The sequence below is a fragment of the Pseudomonas sp. G1002 genome, from assembly GCF_013385455.1.
In the GTDB taxonomy this organism is placed as follows: Bacteria; Pseudomonadota; Gammaproteobacteria; order Pseudomonadales; family Pseudomonadaceae; genus Aquipseudomonas.
This window is the reverse complement of sequence record NZ_JACAPY010000056.1, coordinates 34,672-49,307: the sequence shown is the minus strand read 5'-3', so window position 1 is coordinate 49,307 and position 14,636 is coordinate 34,672. Positions and strand designations below refer to the sequence as shown.

At 60.5% G+C, this 14,636-nt stretch carries 17 protein-coding genes; 13 read left to right on the top strand and 4 right to left on the bottom strand.

Going from position 1 to position 14,636, the window contains the following annotated elements; translation table 11 throughout:
- Window positions 1–352: 352 nt before the first annotated feature.
- Window positions 353–655, bottom strand: coding sequence for a DUF2288 domain-containing protein (locus tag HX801_RS30370; protein ID WP_003211652.1), 303 nt, complete (start codon window positions 653–655; stop codon window positions 353–355).
- Between the two features lie 340 nt (window positions 656–995).
- Here HX801_RS30370 and HX801_RS30365 point away from each other — a divergent pair, with 340 nt between their 5' ends.
- The 10 genes from HX801_RS30365 to HX801_RS30320 all read left to right on the top strand — a co-directional run bounded on the left by HX801_RS30365 (window position 996) and on the right by HX801_RS30320 (window position 8,714).
- A complete protein-coding gene (locus tag HX801_RS30365) occupies window positions 996–2,123 on the top strand; it encodes a branched-chain amino acid ABC transporter substrate-binding protein (RefSeq protein ID WP_087693197.1) in 1,128 nt (375 codons plus the stop codon).
- Between the two features lie 45 nt (window positions 2,124–2,168).
- Entirely contained in the window at window positions 2,169–2,351 is a 183-nt protein-coding gene (locus tag HX801_RS30360) for a hypothetical protein (protein ID WP_003211657.1), read from the top strand.
- Window positions 2,351–3,274 carry a high-affinity branched-chain amino acid ABC transporter permease LivH gene (livH, locus tag HX801_RS30355; RefSeq protein ID WP_017137212.1) on the top strand — a complete coding sequence of 308 codons (924 nt, stop codon included), beginning with the start codon at window positions 2,351–2,353 and terminating at the stop codon, window positions 3,272–3,274. Before HX801_RS30360 ends, livH begins: the two co-directional genes overlap by 1 nt.
- Window positions 3,271–4,524, top strand: a complete 1,254-nt coding sequence (locus HX801_RS30350; protein WP_003211661.1) for a high-affinity branched-chain amino acid ABC transporter permease LivM — start codon at window positions 3,271–3,273, stop codon at window positions 4,522–4,524. Before livH ends, HX801_RS30350 begins: the two co-directional genes overlap by 4 nt.
- Window positions 4,521–5,288 (top strand): high-affinity branched-chain amino acid ABC transporter ATP-binding protein LivG, encoded by a 768-nt coding sequence (gene livG, locus HX801_RS30345; RefSeq protein WP_003211663.1) that lies wholly within the window; start codon window positions 4,521–4,523, stop codon window positions 5,286–5,288. The genes HX801_RS30350 and livG overlap by 4 nt, the downstream gene beginning before the upstream one ends.
- A gap of 1 nt (window position 5,289) precedes the next feature.
- On the top strand, window positions 5,290–5,991 hold the full coding sequence (locus HX801_RS30340) for an ABC transporter ATP-binding protein (RefSeq protein ID WP_003211664.1): 702 nt from the start codon (window positions 5,290–5,292) through the stop codon (window positions 5,989–5,991).
- Between the two features lie 260 nt (window positions 5,992–6,251).
- The gene (locus HX801_RS30335) at window positions 6,252–6,557 is read left to right on the top strand and encodes a DUF2282 domain-containing protein (RefSeq protein WP_003211666.1); all 306 of its coding nucleotides are present in this window, start codon (window positions 6,252–6,254) and stop codon (window positions 6,555–6,557) included.
- A 26-nt stretch (window positions 6,558–6,583) separates the two neighbouring features.
- Window positions 6,584–7,459 (top strand): DUF692 domain-containing protein, encoded by an 876-nt coding sequence (locus tag HX801_RS30330; RefSeq protein WP_003211668.1) that lies wholly within the window; start codon window positions 6,584–6,586, stop codon window positions 7,457–7,459.
- Window positions 7,456–8,232: a DUF2063 domain-containing protein gene (locus HX801_RS30325; protein WP_087693196.1), complete on the top strand. Its 777-nt coding sequence runs from the start codon at window positions 7,456–7,458 to the stop codon at window positions 8,230–8,232. Before HX801_RS30330 ends, HX801_RS30325 begins: the two co-directional genes overlap by 4 nt.
- A complete protein-coding gene (locus tag HX801_RS30320; protein ID WP_003211673.1) occupies window positions 8,229–8,714 on the top strand; it encodes a DoxX family protein in 486 nt (161 codons plus the stop codon). The genes HX801_RS30325 and HX801_RS30320 overlap by 4 nt, the downstream gene beginning before the upstream one ends.
- On the opposite strand, the gene HX801_RS30315 is transcribed toward HX801_RS30320, so the two are convergent.
- On the bottom strand, window positions 8,711–9,619 hold the full coding sequence (locus tag HX801_RS30315) for a LysR family transcriptional regulator (protein WP_003211675.1): 909 nt from the start codon (window positions 9,617–9,619) through the stop codon (window positions 8,711–8,713). The genes HX801_RS30320 and HX801_RS30315 overlap by 4 nt on opposite strands.
- Window positions 9,620–9,723: 104 nt before the next feature.
- Between HX801_RS30315 and HX801_RS30310 the strand changes: the two genes are divergently transcribed.
- Entirely contained in the window at window positions 9,724–10,323 is a 600-nt protein-coding gene (locus tag HX801_RS30310; RefSeq protein WP_003211677.1) for a short chain dehydrogenase, read from the top strand.
- A 16-nt stretch (window positions 10,324–10,339) separates the two neighbouring features.
- Here the strand turns inward: HX801_RS30310 and HX801_RS30305 are convergent, their stop codons facing one another.
- Window positions 10,340–10,699: a hypothetical protein gene (locus HX801_RS30305; protein WP_003211679.1), complete on the bottom strand. Its 360-nt coding sequence runs from the start codon at window positions 10,697–10,699 to the stop codon at window positions 10,340–10,342.
- 172 nt (window positions 10,700–10,871) lie between these two features.
- Between HX801_RS30305 and HX801_RS30300 the strand changes: the two genes are divergently transcribed.
- On the top strand, window positions 10,872–11,543 hold the full coding sequence (locus tag HX801_RS30300; RefSeq protein ID WP_003211681.1) for a COG3650 family protein: 672 nt from the start codon (window positions 10,872–10,874) through the stop codon (window positions 11,541–11,543).
- 107 nt (window positions 11,544–11,650) lie between these two features.
- Window positions 11,651–13,264, top strand: a complete 1,614-nt coding sequence (locus HX801_RS30295; protein ID WP_102368251.1) for an NAD(P)/FAD-dependent oxidoreductase — start codon at window positions 11,651–11,653, stop codon at window positions 13,262–13,264.
- 135 nt (window positions 13,265–13,399) lie between these two features.
- On the opposite strand, the gene HX801_RS30290 is transcribed toward HX801_RS30295, so the two are convergent.
- Window positions 13,400–14,497, bottom strand: a complete 1,098-nt coding sequence (locus HX801_RS30290; RefSeq protein WP_173406096.1) for a PLP-dependent cysteine synthase family protein — start codon at window positions 14,495–14,497, stop codon at window positions 13,400–13,402.
- Window positions 14,498–14,636 lie beyond the last annotated feature (139 nt).

Here is a 14,636-nt window from a genome sequence, read left to right as displayed (position 1 = left end):
GATGGCCCGTCGCGGCGGCCCGCGGAACCGGGCCGGAGTGCGGGCATGCCGAGCCTAGGCGAGGCACCGAGTGGTGGGGCAAAGACCTTTTGGTTACTTTTGGGGCGTTTGCCAAAAGTGACCCGCTGTAAGAGCGGAACCATAGGTGGCCGTTACCTAAATAACGGATATGTACACATACCCAGAAACAATTCCCCCCGCACTCTGCCGCTACCAAAACTGTTCCCATGACGCGCACGTAACCCTCGCCTGTGACCTTTCTCTACGGCAAGGTGCCATCACCGCAAATGCAGTTACCCGCCTACACACTTAAACTCGGAAAAATCACGCACCTTTTTCGCGCATGCATTTCCTACACTGCCCTTTCCTGGATCAGAATCCACGGCGAAACCACCACCGCCCACAAACTCGGGTCCCGCTCAACCAGGTCCAATGCCCGCGTCGCAGACACCTCGCCAAGACTCCCCGCAGCCAGCCAGGCAGCGACTTTCTCACGGTTGTCCTCAGCCATGCCCTCGGCGGCCTCGATCAAATCCAGCCCGGCGTCGACCCACAATAGGGCACCCTTGGCAAAGAACGGCTCAAGCTCCTTCCAGGAAATTTCGGCAGTTTCACCAAGCAGCTTGGCATAGAGGGTGCTAGGTTCTTGCGTCATGGGAGTTCACCTGAAGAAAAAATCGGCGCAATCATACCGTCGAGCCCCAGGCAGAAAAACCCAGTTGCAAATGAGGCACCGAACGAAAGTGTCAGGAAAGCCAAGGATTGCCCGAAACTCTGGCATCACCCCGCCGCAATTCTGTCTTTTTCTTTCATTTAAGCGACATACCCGGGTTTTGCCCCCAGCAGCCAGCTTTTCAAGCGATCAACCGGCGCTCTACACTGTACCGGTACAGTTGCCAGGCCGCTGCCGGGGGATATCCGAGATATCTGATCCGGTTCTGCAGCTCACAAGGCCGCTAGAACTATAAAAAATACAACAGTAAGAGTGGAGCACTATGAATAAGGCTACTAAGCAGATTTCCAAACTGTTTGCCGCTATGGTCCTGGCCGGGGTTGCCAGCCATTCGTTCGCAGCTGACACCATCAAGATCGGTATTGCCGGCCCTAAAACCGGCCCTGTGACCCAGTACGGCGACATGCAGTTCATGGGTGCCAAGCAGGCCATCGCCGACATCAACGCCAAGGGCGGCGTAGATGGCAAAATGCTCGAAGCCAAGGAATACGACGACGCTTGCGATCCAAAACAAGCCGTGGCCGTAGCCAACAAAGTGGTCAACGACGGCGTCAAGTTCGTGGTCGGTCACCTTTGCTCCAGCTCCACTCAGCCAGCATCCGACATCTACGAAGACGAAGGCGTGATCATGATCACCCCGGCTGCCACCAGCCCGGAAATCACGTCCCGTGGCTACAAGCTGGTCTTCCGCACCATCGGCCTGGACAGCGCCCAGGGCCCTGCCGCCGGTAACTACATCGCCGACCACGTGAAGCCGAAAGTCGTAGCCGTTATCCACGACAAACAGCAATACGGTGAAGGCATCGCCACCGCCGTTAAACAAACCCTCGAGAAGAAAGGCGTGAAAGTTGCCCTCTTCGAAGGCATCAACGCTGGCGACAAAGACTTCGGTTCGCTGATCCAGAAGCTCAAGCAAGCCAACGTCGACTTCGTCTACTACGGCGGCTACCACCCTGAGCTGGGCCTGATCCTGCGCCAAGCCAAGGAAAAAGGCGTGAACGCCAAGTTCATGGGCCCTGAAGGCGTCGGCAACGACTCCATCTCGCAAATCGCCCAGAACGCTTCCGAAGGCCTGCTGGTTACCCTGCCGAAATCCTTCGACACCGATCCTGCCAACAAGGCAATCGTTGAAGAGTTCACCAAGAACAAGCAGGACCCAACCGGTCCGTTCGTGTTCCCGGCCTACTCGGCTGTTGAAGTGATCGCCGGCGGTATCGCTGCCGCGAAGAGCGAAGACACCGCCAAGGTGGCAGCGGCCATCCACGCCGGTACCTTCAAGACCCCGACCGGCGACCTGAGCTTCGACGCCAAGGGCGACCTGAAGGACTTCAAGTTCGTGGTCTACGAATGGCACTTCGGCAAACCAAAAACCGAAGTTTCCCCTCAGTAAGCCAGGCGTTACTGGTCAACAAGCCCACTGTGCAAGCAGTGGGCTTTGTTTTACGAGGTTTATGGGCCTGTCACCCGCGATCCGGGCGCTGGCTCACCTGAAAATCTTAAAACCGTCACCAGCGGTTCGCTGGCAAACGCTTTGTGCAACCTGATCACAGAACAGGGCACCGAGCCGGAAATTGACTCCACCAGTGAAATGCGTATCGGGTTTTTAGGAGCGCTGTAATGCCTGAGATCTATCATTTTTTCCAAACGCTGGTTAACGGCATGACCGTTGGCAGCACCTATGCCTTGATAGCCATTGGCTACACAATGGTTTACGGCATCATTGGAATGATTAACTTCGCCCATGGCGAGGTGTACATGATTGGTTCCTACGTGGCCTTCATCGCCCTTGCCGGGCTGGCCATGCTGGGTATCCATTCCCTGCCGCTGTTGATGACCGCTGCATTCCTGGCGTCCATCGTCGTAACCAGTGCCTATGGCTACAGTATCGAACGCGTTGCGTACCGCCCCTTGCGTGGCAGCAACCGCTTGATCCCGCTGATCTCTGCGATCGGCATGTCGATTTTCCTGCAGAACACCGTATTGCTGTCCCAGGATTCCAAGGACAAATCCATTCCCAACCTGATCCCGGGGAGCTTCTCCTTCGGCCCAGGTGGCGCACAAGAAGTGCTGATTTCCTACATGCAGGTCCTGGTCTTCGTCGTCACCCTGGTGGCAATGCTCGGCCTGACCCTGTTCATCTCTCGCTCCCGTCTGGGGCGCGCCTGCCGGGCCTGCGCCGAAGACATCAAGATGGCCAACCTGTTGGGCATCAACACCAACAACATCATCGCCCTGACCTTCGTCATCGGTGCCGCACTGGCGGCCATCGCCGCTGTATTGCTGAGCATGCAGTATGGCGTGATCAACCCCAACGCCGGCTTCCTGGTGGGCCTCAAGGCCTTCACCGCGGCGGTATTGGGCGGCATCGGCAGCATTCCGGGCGCGATGCTCGGCGGGCTGGTGCTGGGTGTGGCTGAAGCCTTTGGCGCCGACGTATTCGGTGACCAGTACAAGGACGTGGTGGCATTCGGTCTATTGGTTCTGGTGCTGTTGTTCCGGCCGACCGGCATTCTGGGCCGTCCGGAGGTTGAGAAAGTATGAGCAGATATCTTAAATCGGCGTTTTTCAGCGCCTTGCTGGTCTGGGCCGTGGCCTTCCCGGTACTCGGGCTCAAGTTGAGCATTGTCGGGATCAACCTTGAAGTGCATGGCACCGGTCCCGTGACGTTGACCATCATTGCCCTGTGCTCGGTGTTGATGTTCCTGCGCGTGCTGTTCACCCAACAGGTCGGTGCGCTCCTCAAGTCCAACCGTGGCCCGTTGGTATCGCCCAAGGTCAGCCAGTTCCTGACCCTGCCGCGCACCCAGCGCTACATCATCATCGGCCTGATCGTGGCCGCGTTGATCTGGCCGTTCTTCGGCTCCCGTGGTGCGGTGGATATCGCGACGCTGATCCTGATCTACGTGTTGCTGGGCCTGGGCCTGAACATCGTGGTGGGTCTCGCCGGCCTGCTCGACCTGGGCTATGTGGGCTTCTACGCGGTGGGTGCCTACACCTACGCGCTGCTCTCGCATTACCTGGGCTGGGGCTTCTGGATCTGCCTTCCACTGGCCGGCATGGCGGCGGCCACATTTGGCTTCCTGCTGGGCTTCCCGGTACTGCGCTTGCGCGGTGACTATCTGGCGATCGTGACCCTGGGCTTCGGTGAAATCATCCGTCTGTTCCTGCGTAACCTCACCGATATCACCGGCGGCCCCAACGGCATCAGCAGCATTCCCAAGCCGACGTTCTTCGGGCTGACGTTCGACCGCACCGCGGCCGAAGGCATGCAGACGTTCCACGAGTACTTCGGGATCGACTACAACCCGGTGAGCAAAGTGGTGTTCCTGTACCTGGTGGCCCTGCTGCTGGCACTGGCGGCGCTGTTCGTGATCAACCGCCTGCTGCGCATGCCGATCGGTCGCGCGTGGGAAGCGTTGCGCGAAGATGAAATCGCCTGCCGTGCACTAGGCATGAACCCGACCGTCATCAAGCTTTCGGCATTCACCCTCGGGGCCACCTTCGCCGGTTTTGCCGGCAGCTTCTTCGCCGCGCGCCAAGGCCTGGTGACCCCGGAGTCGTTCACCTTCATCGAGTCGGCAATCATCCTCGCCATCGTGGTACTGGGCGGCATGGGCTCGCAGCTCGGCGTGATCCTCGCGGCGATCGTGATGATCCTGCTGCCGGAAATGATGCGTGAATTCAGCGAATACCGCATGTTGATGTTCGGCGCCATGATGGTGCTGATGATGATCTGGCGACCTCAAGGCCTGCTGCCCATGCAACGTCCCCACATGGAGCTGCGCAAATGAGCCGCGAGATCCTGAAAGTCGAAAACTTGAGCATGCGCTTCGGCGGTTTGCTGGCGGTCAACGGCGTGGCCCTGACCGTGCAAGAGAAACAAGTCGTGGCCCTGATCGGCCCCAACGGCGCCGGCAAGACCACGGTGTTCAACTGCCTGACCGGCTTCTACAAGCCGGCTGGCGGCACCATCCTGCTGGACGGCCAGCCGATCCAGGGCCTGGCCGGCCACGAGATCGCCCGCAAGGGCGTGGTGCGGACCTTCCAGAACGTGCGGTTGTTCAAGGACATGACGGCGGTCGAGAACCTGTTGATCGCCCAGCATCGCCACCTGAACACCAACTTCTTTGCCGGCCTGTTCAAGACTCCGTCGTTCCGCAAGAGCGAGCGCGAGGCCATGGAATATGCAGCGTACTGGCTGGACAAGGTCAACCTCACCGAGTTTGCCAACCGTCCTGCCGGCACCCTGGCCTACGGTCAGCAACGGCGCCTGGAAATCGCCCGCTGCATGATGACCCGCCCGCGGATCCTCATGCTCGACGAACCGGCCGCCGGCTTGAACCCGAAGGAAACAGAAGACCTCAAGGCGCTGATCAGTGTGCTGCGTGAAGAAAACAACGCCACCGTGCTGCTGATCGAACACGACATGAAACTGGTCATGAGCATTTCCGACCATATCGTCGTGATCAACCAGGGCACGCCACTGGCCGACGGTACGCCGGAGCAGATCCGCGACAACCCGGAAGTGATCAAAGCCTATTTGGGGGAAGCGTAAAATGCTGCAATTCGAAAACGTTTCCACTTTCTACGGCAAGATCCAGGCGCTGCACAGCGTCAACGTGGAAGTGCGCCAGGGCGAAATCGTTACCCTGATCGGCGCCAACGGTGCCGGTAAATCCACGCTGCTGATGACCCTGTGCGGTTCGCCCCAGGCTCACAGCGGCAGCATCCGCTACATGGGTGAGGAGCTGGTGGGCCAGGCCTCCTCCGAGATCATGCGCAAGAGCATTGCCGTGGTTCCGGAGGGCCGCCGGGTATTTGCCCGCCTGACCGTGGAAGAGAACCTCGCCATGGGCGGGTTCTTCACCGACAAGGGCGATTACCAGGAGCAGATGGACAAGGTGCTGCACCTGTTCCCGCGGCTCAAGGAACGCTTCAGCCAGCGCGGCGGCACCATGTCCGGCGGCGAACAGCAAATGCTCGCCATCGGCCGCGCGCTGATGAGCAAGCCCAAGCTGTTGTTGCTGGACGAACCGTCCCTGGGGTTGGCGCCGATCATCATCCAGCAGATCTTCGACATCATCGAACAGCTGCGCAAGGACGGTGTGACGGTGTTCCTGGTGGAGCAGAACGCCAACCAGGCGCTGAAGATTGCCGACCGCGCCTACGTGCTGGAAAACGGCCGCGTGGTGATGCAGGGCAGCGGCGAACAACTGCTGACCGATCCGAAAGTACGTGAGGCTTATTTGGGCGGTTGATGCCCATCTGGTCAATGTATGAGCGGGCTTTTGTGGGAGCGGGCTTGCTCGCGAAGGCGGTGGATCAGCCAACTTGTTGGGTGACTGACCCACTGCCTTCGCGAGCAAGCCCGCTCCCACATTTGCTTGGTGTGAACCAAAGACTTTGGCGAAACCTGAAATTTTTTCCCCCGGCTTTGTAACGAATCCCTTCCCCCTTTCTCTAGTGGTGTAAGCAGGCGAACATGCTTGCCAACCCAACCCACTGCTGGAGATACACCATGACTACCAAAACCCGCTCGCTGTCCGCCGCCACCCTCGTCCTGGCCCTGGGTTCGGCCCTGAGCCTGTCCGCCCTGACCACCACCGCCCACGCCGCCGATGACATGCAGAAATGCTTCGGTGTAGCCGAAGCCGGCAAGAACGATTGCGCCGCAGGCGCGGGCACTTCCTGCGCGGGCACCTCGAAGGTCAAGGATCAGGCCAACGCCTGGAAACTGGTCCCGGCCGGTACCTGCCTGAAAACCCCAAGCACCACCTCGCCAACCGGCTTCGGCCAGGAAGCTGCCTTCACCGCCAAGTCCTGAAACCCTGCACAGCCTGAGTACTGACGATGACGCTCTCATTCACCCACTCCATCTCCCAGGCTCAGGCGCCCGGCCTCCCCCGTCGGGCCGGGCTGGGGCTCAAGAACGAGCACTTCAGTGAAGTGCTCGAGACGTCCCCCGATATCGGTTTTTTTGAAGTCCACGCCGAAAACTACATGGTGGCCGGCGGGCCTTTCCATCACTACCTGGGCTTGATCCGCGAACAATACCCGCTGTCGCTGCACGGTGTAGGCCTGTCCATTGGCGGCGAAGGTCCGCTGAACGACGAGCACCTGGCGCGCTTGGCCACGCTGATCGAACGCTATCAACCCCACTCCTTTTCCGAACACCTGGCCTGGTCCAGCCACGGCCCGGTGTTTCTCAATGATTTGCTGCCGCTGGCGTATGACGATGAAACCCTGAAGCGGGTGTGCGAACACATCGACCAGGTACAAACCCGCCTGCAGCGGACCATGCTGCTGGAGAACCCGTCGACCTATCTGCAATTCCAGTGCTCCACCCTGGAAGAGACCGACTTCATCAGCGAAGCGATTCGCCGCACCGGCTGCGGGCTGCTGCTGGACGTGAACAATGTGTATGTGTCGTGCATCAACCATCAGCAAGACCCGCTGAAGTACATCGAGGCCTTGCCGTTGCACGCCGTGGGCGAGATTCACCTGGCAGGGTTTGCCGAAGACACCGACAGCCTCGGCGACCGTTTGCTGATTGACGATCACGGCGCCCCCATCGACAACGCGGTATGGCAGCTCTACCAGCACGTGCTCAGCCGCACCGGGCCGGTCGCCACGCTGATCGAGCGCGACAACCAGGTGCCGGCGTTCAGCGTGCTGCACGCTGAAGCACGCGAGGCCGACCGGTTTCTGCTGGAGGTGCGTGCATGAGCCGCCAGGACGTCTTTAGCCGCGCCCTGCTGTCCCCCGAGGAAAACTGCCCGCAAGGCTTGTTCAGCTGCAACGGCGCCGATCCGGCCAGTCGTTTTGCGGTGTATCGCAACAATGTCCATAGCTCGCTGATCAACGCGCTGGCCGCCGGCTACCCGGTCACCCTGCAACTGGTGGGCGATGAGTTTTTTCGGGCGATGGCCGGTGTGTATGTCCAGGGTTTCCCGCCGACAAGCCCTCTGATCAATGAATACGGCAGCGACCTGGCGGACTTTATCCAGGGCTTCGCCCCCGCCGCCAGCGTGCCTTACCTGGCTGACGTGGCGCGCCTGGAGCGATTGCGGGTGAGGGCCTACCACGCGGCAGACGCACAGCCACTGGATCAACAGGAGGTCATCGCCACCCTGCAACAACAGTCGGACCTGGGCGAACTGCGCCTGCAACTGCATCCATCCCTGGCCACCCTGAACTCGGCCTACGCCGTGGTGGCTTTATGGGCGGCGCATCAGACCGGCGAATCCCTCGCCACCCTCGACCCCTTCCATGCCCAAAGCGCGCTGGTGCTACGCAATGGCCTGCACGTGCAGGTATTTCACATCGACAGCGGCTCAGCGACGTTTATCAACAGCCTGAACAACGGTTGGCCATTGGAAATGGCCGTGGCCTACGCCCTCGATGCGGCCGCCGAATTTGACCTGCACCAATGCCTGGCCCTGCTGATCGGTCACGGCGCCATCACCCACTTGCACACAGAACCCAAGGTATCGCCATGAACACCACCGCTCCCGGGCTGATCCAACGGATCATCCAGTGCTTCGAGAAAATCCCCTACAGCCTGATCGCCTTTGTCGCACGCTTCTCTATCGCAGCGGTGTTCTGGAAATCCGGCCAGACCAAAGTGGAAGGCCTTGCCGTGGACCTGATCGGCGGGACCTTCCAACTGGGCTGGCCGCACTTGGCGCCGTCCACCCTGCCGCTGTTTCGCAGCGAATACCACGTGCCGCTGCTGTCTGCGGAAGTGGCGGCGCACATGGCTGCGTTCGCCGAGCATTTCTTCCCGGTGCTGATCCTCGTGGGGTTTGCCACGCGATTCTCGGCGCTGGCGCTGCTGGGCATGACCCTGACCATCCAGCTTTTCGTCTACCCGGACGCCTACCCGACCCACGGCACCTGGATCGCATTGCTGCTGCTGTTGATGGCCAAGGGGCCGGGCAGCTTCTCGATTGATCACCTGATTGCGCGACGCTACCGCTAAAGGCGATCGAGGGCTTCGCCGCTGCGCTTGAACCAGCCCACCAGATAATCTGCGAGTACCTGGGTGCGGCGCGGCAGGCCGCCCTGATACGGATGGACCAGGTACATCGGCATGCTGCGGGTCTGATAATCCCGCAGGAGCCAGCGCAGGCGACCGTCAGCCAATTCCGCGTGCAGCACGTAGGACGGCAAGCGCGCGATGCCCGCCCCCACCAGTGCAGCCTTCTTCAACAAGTTGTAATGGTTGGAGGCAAAGGTCCCGGATACCCGAACCCGCAGCAGCTCATGCTGTTGGTGATACAGCCACTCTTCACGACCACTGTAGTGGCTGTTCAGCAAGCAGTTGTGGCCCACCAGTTCCGCCGGCGTCAGCGGCTCGCCGTGCTGTTCCAGGTAAGCCGGGCTGGCGCAGGTCATCTCGTGCCAGGCGAGCAACGGCTTGGCGACCAGACGCTCGTCGTTGGCGACCTCCGAACGTACCGCCAGGTCGAAGCCATCCCGCGCCAGGTCCCGGTACTGGTTGTTGAGTTCCAACTCGATCTGCACCTGTGGGTACTCCCGGGAAAACTCCAGCAACAGACCGTCGAAGAAGGTTTCGCCCAGGGACACCGGAACCGTCATACGCACCGGGCCGACGAGATCATCCTTGAGCCTGGCCAACGCCTGACGTGCCCGCTCCACCTGGACCACCAACGCCTGGGCTTGCGGCAACAGCGCCGCACCCGCCGCCGTCAGGCTCAGGCGGCGGGTGGTGCGATGCAACAACACCACCGAAAACTGCGCTTCCAACTGGCTGATGCGCTTGGACAGTTGCCCTTTGCTGCAGCCCAGTTGCTGGGCCGCCAAGGTAAAGCTGCCGGCTTCGATCAACACGGCAAACGCGGCGAGGTCATCCATTTCGCTCATGGATTGTTTCCAATTGAAAACCAAAGGTTGCCTATTAGTGCACTTATCCGGGCAAAAAATCACTCTAGACTGAAACCTCACCTACACATCTGGAGGAAGGCACGATGAAAATCCTGTTGATTGGCGCAAGCGGTACCGTGGGTTCGGCGGTGAAGGCAGAACTGTCCCAACGGCATGAAGTGATCAGCATCGGTCGCAAAAGTGGCGACTTCCAGGTCGATATCAGCGACAGCGCCTCGATCCGCAAACTGTTCGAACAGACCGGCAAATTCGACGCACTGATCTGCGCCGCCGGCAGCGTCAACTTCGTGCCCCTGGGCGACATGAGCGAAACCGATTTTGACCTGGGCCTGCAAGACAAGCTGATGGGCCAGGTCAACCTGCTGCTGATTGGCCGCGAGTTCGCCAATGACGGCGCGTCGTTCACCTTCACCAGCGGCATTCTCAACCGCGATCCGATTCGTACCGGTGCTTCGGCTGCCCTGGTCAACGGCGCGCTGGATGCATTCGTGAAAGCCGCTGCGATCGAACTGCCCCGCGGCCTGCGCATCAACTCGGTCAGCCCTACCGTCCTGCTGGAAGCCATGGGCAGCTACGCGCCGTACTTCCGTGGGTACAAACCGGCTCCGGGTGCAGAAGTGGCGTTGGCCTACGCGAAAAGCGTGGAAGGCTTGCAGACCGGGCAGACGTTTATCGTAGGCTGACCAGCCTGAAAAGCCGTCACCGTTGAACCCAGGGCATCCATTTACGGAGCATGTCCTGGGGGACGGAAAACTGTATTTCTCGTGTGTTCAGCACACCCATGACAGTGGCGCCATCACTCACGTTGTAGCCGTCTACGTATGTCGAAACCTGCTTGTTGTAAGCCAGTAAAGTAATTGCAGCCGTGCGGGCCCTGGCCTCCGGGCTCAGCGTGACATTGACCGAAATAAAGTCCGGGCTACTGTCAGGCGTCCTCTTCACGGTGATCGAGATCTCGGTAAAGTCAGTGGCAGAGGAGTACTCCAGCCGCGCCGGTTCACTGCCCAGTGCAGAACCCGTCACCAGTAACAGCCCCCACAGATTCCATCGAATAGTCATCGCGGCTTTCCGAATAAAAGAGAAAGACGTTCCCATGACCGTTCAGATCCCTCTATAGGAAAAGTCCCAGCAGGGATGATCGCCCCCGGCACACCTTATTCAACCTGTGTCCCGGGCTTGTGATGCACCGCCAGCCTGCGTAACGTGGCGGCACTTATCAGGAGACCCGATAATGCGTGCCGCCCGTACCCTAGCCTTGTTTGCCCTGTTGCCCCTGTTCGCCGCCTGCCAGATGTTCGATAACGAGCCGGCCAAGCCCTCTCTCGCCGGGATGACCCGCATGCAGGGCGAGTTGACGGCGCAGGGTGACAAACTGCTGTTCCAGCCCTGCAACGACAAACGCAACTACGTGGTCAACGACACCGGTGGCACCAGCATCCTGCAGGAGGCCGCCTCCCTGGCCGGCCAGCAAGGCGCACTGTTTGCCGACCTGCGTGGCAAATTCTCCGGCGTCGCCAGCGGTACTCAGGGCACGGTGGACCTGCAACAGGTGTACCGCGTCGAGCGCTCGACCTCGGCCTGCGATGACCCGGACTTCAAGCGCATGATCCTGCGGGCCAACGGCCACAAACCGGCCTGGGCGATGAACGTCACCGCCAAGGGCATGGTGCTGGAGCGTGAAGGCCAGCCACCATTGGCCGTGCCGTATGTGGAAGAGCAATCGGGCGACGGACGGTTCAACCTGATGACCGAAGCGAATAACCAGCACATCGAACTGTGGGTGGCCCCGCAACGCTGTGTCGACAGCGCCAGCGGCAGCCTGCAGCACATGTCCGCCGAGCTTCGGGTCAACGGCCAGGTGCAACGCGGTTGCGCGTCGTTCGGCGGTTCGCGAGACGACTGATTGCGCCCTACGCTGTTTTAGCATGACGGGAAACCGCTGTTGGGGCTTATAATCGCCGGTTTGCAAAACAGCCGGCCTCTTTGCCCGCCGCCTACCGGATTCCTGTCATGTTACGAATCACCGAACTCAAGCTGCCCATCGACCATCCCGAAGAAGACCTGCGGCCTGCCATTGTGCAACGCCTGGGCATCGCCAGTGATGACCTGCTCGATTTCACCCTGTTCAAACGCAGCTACGACGCCCGCAAGAAATCGTCGGAGCTGTGCTTCATCTACACCATCGACCTGGAAGTCAAAGGCGAGGCGGCCCTGCTGCTCAAGTTCGCCGACGACCGCAACGTCAACCCGGCGCCGGACATCAGCTACAAGGTCGTGGGCCATGCGCCGGAAGGCCTGACCGAGCGGCCGATCGTCGTCGGTTTTGGCCCGTGCGGGATCTTCGCCGGGCTGTTGCTGGCACAGATGGGTTTCAAGCCGATCATCCTCGAGCGCGGCCGCGAAGTGCGCCAGCGCACCAAGGACACCTGGGGCCTGTGGCGCAAGAATGTGCTGAACCCGGAATCCAACGTGCAGTTCGGTGAAGGCGGCGCCGGGACCTTCTCCGACGGCAAGCTCTACAGCCAGATCAAGGACCCGAAATTCCACGGTCGCAAGGTGCTGCACGAGTTCGTCAAGGCCGGTGCGCCAGATGAAATCCTCTACGTCAGCAAGCCGCACATCGGTACGTTTCGCCTGACCGGCGTCGTGGAAAACATGCGCCAGCAGATCATCGCCCTGGGCGGTGAAGTGCGCTTCGAGCAGCGGGTCACCGACGTGCTGATCGAAGACGGCCAGTTGAATGGCGTGGTGGTGGATGGCGGCGAGCAGATCCTGTCCAAGCACGTAATCCTGGCCCTCGGCCACAGCGCCCGCGATACCTTCCGCATGCTGCATGGCCGTGGCGTGTACATGGAAGCCAAGCCGTTCTCGGTGGGTTTCCGTATCGAACACCCGCAGTCGCTGATCGACGCTGCACGCCTGGGCAAGTACGCCGGCCACCCGAAACTCGGGGCCGCCGATTACAAACTGGTGCACCACGCCAAGAACGGCCGTTCGGTGTACAGCTTCTGCATGTGCCCGGGCGGTACCGTGGTCGCGGCGACATCAGAGCCGAACCGCGTAGTAACCAACGGCATGAGCCAGTACTCGCGTAACGAACGCAACGCCAACTCCGGGATCGTGGTGGGCATCACCCCGGAAGTGGATTACCCGGGCGGCCCGCTGGCCGGGATCGAGTTGCAGGAACGCCTGGAATCCCACGCGTTCATCCTCGGCGGCAGCAACTACGAAGCACCGGCGCAGTTGGTGGGTGATTTCATCGCCGGCAAGCCGTCCACCGCCATCGGTACCGTGGAGCCATCCTACAAGCCCGGCGTAGCCCTGGGTGACCTGGCGCTGGCGTTGCCGGAGTTTGCCATCGAAGCCATCCGCGAAGCGTTGCCGGCGTTCGAGAAGCAGATCAAGGGCTACTCGCTGCACGACGCGGTCCTGACCGGGATCGAGACCCGCACTTCATCGCCGCTGCGGATTACCCGTAATGAGTCGATGCAGAGCCTGAACGTGAAAGGCCTGTTCCCGGCGGGCGAAGGTGCCGGTTATGCCGGTGGGATTTTGTCGGCGGGTGTCGACGGGATTCGGATTGCCGAGGCGCTGGCGCGGGATATGTTGGGCCTGGAGGCTTAACCACTGCGCTGAAAACGCAGCAGATCAAATGTGGGAGCGGGCTTGCTCGCGAATGCGGTGGATCAGCCGAATCATGTATTGGCTGACACTCCGCATTCGCGAGCAAGCCCGCTCCCACATTGATAATGCGGTGTTTTAGATATTGGCGCGCAGGATGCTTTCCGGCAACGGTTGCCCCCGCTCGACACTCGCCGCAACGGCCGCAATCAAACCCTCCAACTCATACCCCTGCCCTGCAAGCCAGGCCTGATCGTAATAGGTCGTGGCATAGCGCTCACCGCCGTCGCACAAGATCGCCACGATCGAGCCCGACTCCCCTGCCGCCTTCATCTGCTGCGCCGCGATCAACGCACCGATCAGGTTGGTGCCACTTGAGCCGCCTACTCGCCTCCCCAAGCGCTGCGCCAGGTAATGCATGGCCGCCAGGGACAGTGCATCCGGCACCTTGACCATCGCATCAATCACTTTCGGCAGGAACGACGCCTCAACCCGTGGCCGGCCAATACCTTCGATGCGCGAACCACAGTCCAGGCGCAGGCTGGCGTCGCCGCTCAGGTAGTAGTCGAAAAACACCGAACGCTCCGCGTCCGCGCACAACACTCGGGTGCAGTGCTGGCGATAACGCACATAACGCCCCAACGTCGCCGTGGTGCCACCCGTGCCGGGGCTGGAAATCAGCCAACTCGGCTCCGGATAACGCTCAAAGCGCAGTTGCTGGAAGATCGATTCAGCGATGTTGTTGTTGGCGCGCCAGTCAGTGGCACGTTCGGCATAGGTGAACTGGTCCATGAAATGACCACCGCTTTCCTGCGCCAGGCGCTCGGATTCGGCGTAGATCTGCGTCGGATCCTGCACCAGATGGCTCTTGCCCCCGTAGAACGCGATCTGCGCAATCTTTTCCTGGGAAGTGGTGGCCGGCATCACCGCAATAAACGGCAAGCCCAGCAGCCTGGCGAAGTACGCCTCGGAAATCGCCGTGGAACCGCTGGAGGCTTCGATCACCGGTGCACCAGGCTTGAGCCAGCCGTTGCACAACGCATAGAGGAACAACGAACGCGCCAACCGATGTTTCAGGCTGCCGGTGGGATGGCTGGACTCATCCTTGAAATACAACTCGATACCCGGCAAACCCTGCATTGGCAAGGGGATCAGGTGGGTGTCGGCGCTGCGCTGGAAGTCCGCTTCAATAATGCGAATGGCTTCGCGGGCCCATTGGCGGTTGTCGCTCATGATCGGTTTCTCTAAGGATTTCAGTCCTGATCTTAGGATGTTTCCTACACTCCACACAGATACAGTCATGACTCAATTGGACACACAATTTCCGGGGTCTGGCGCGCAAGTGATCAGACCGATCACTTATAACAAATAAGAA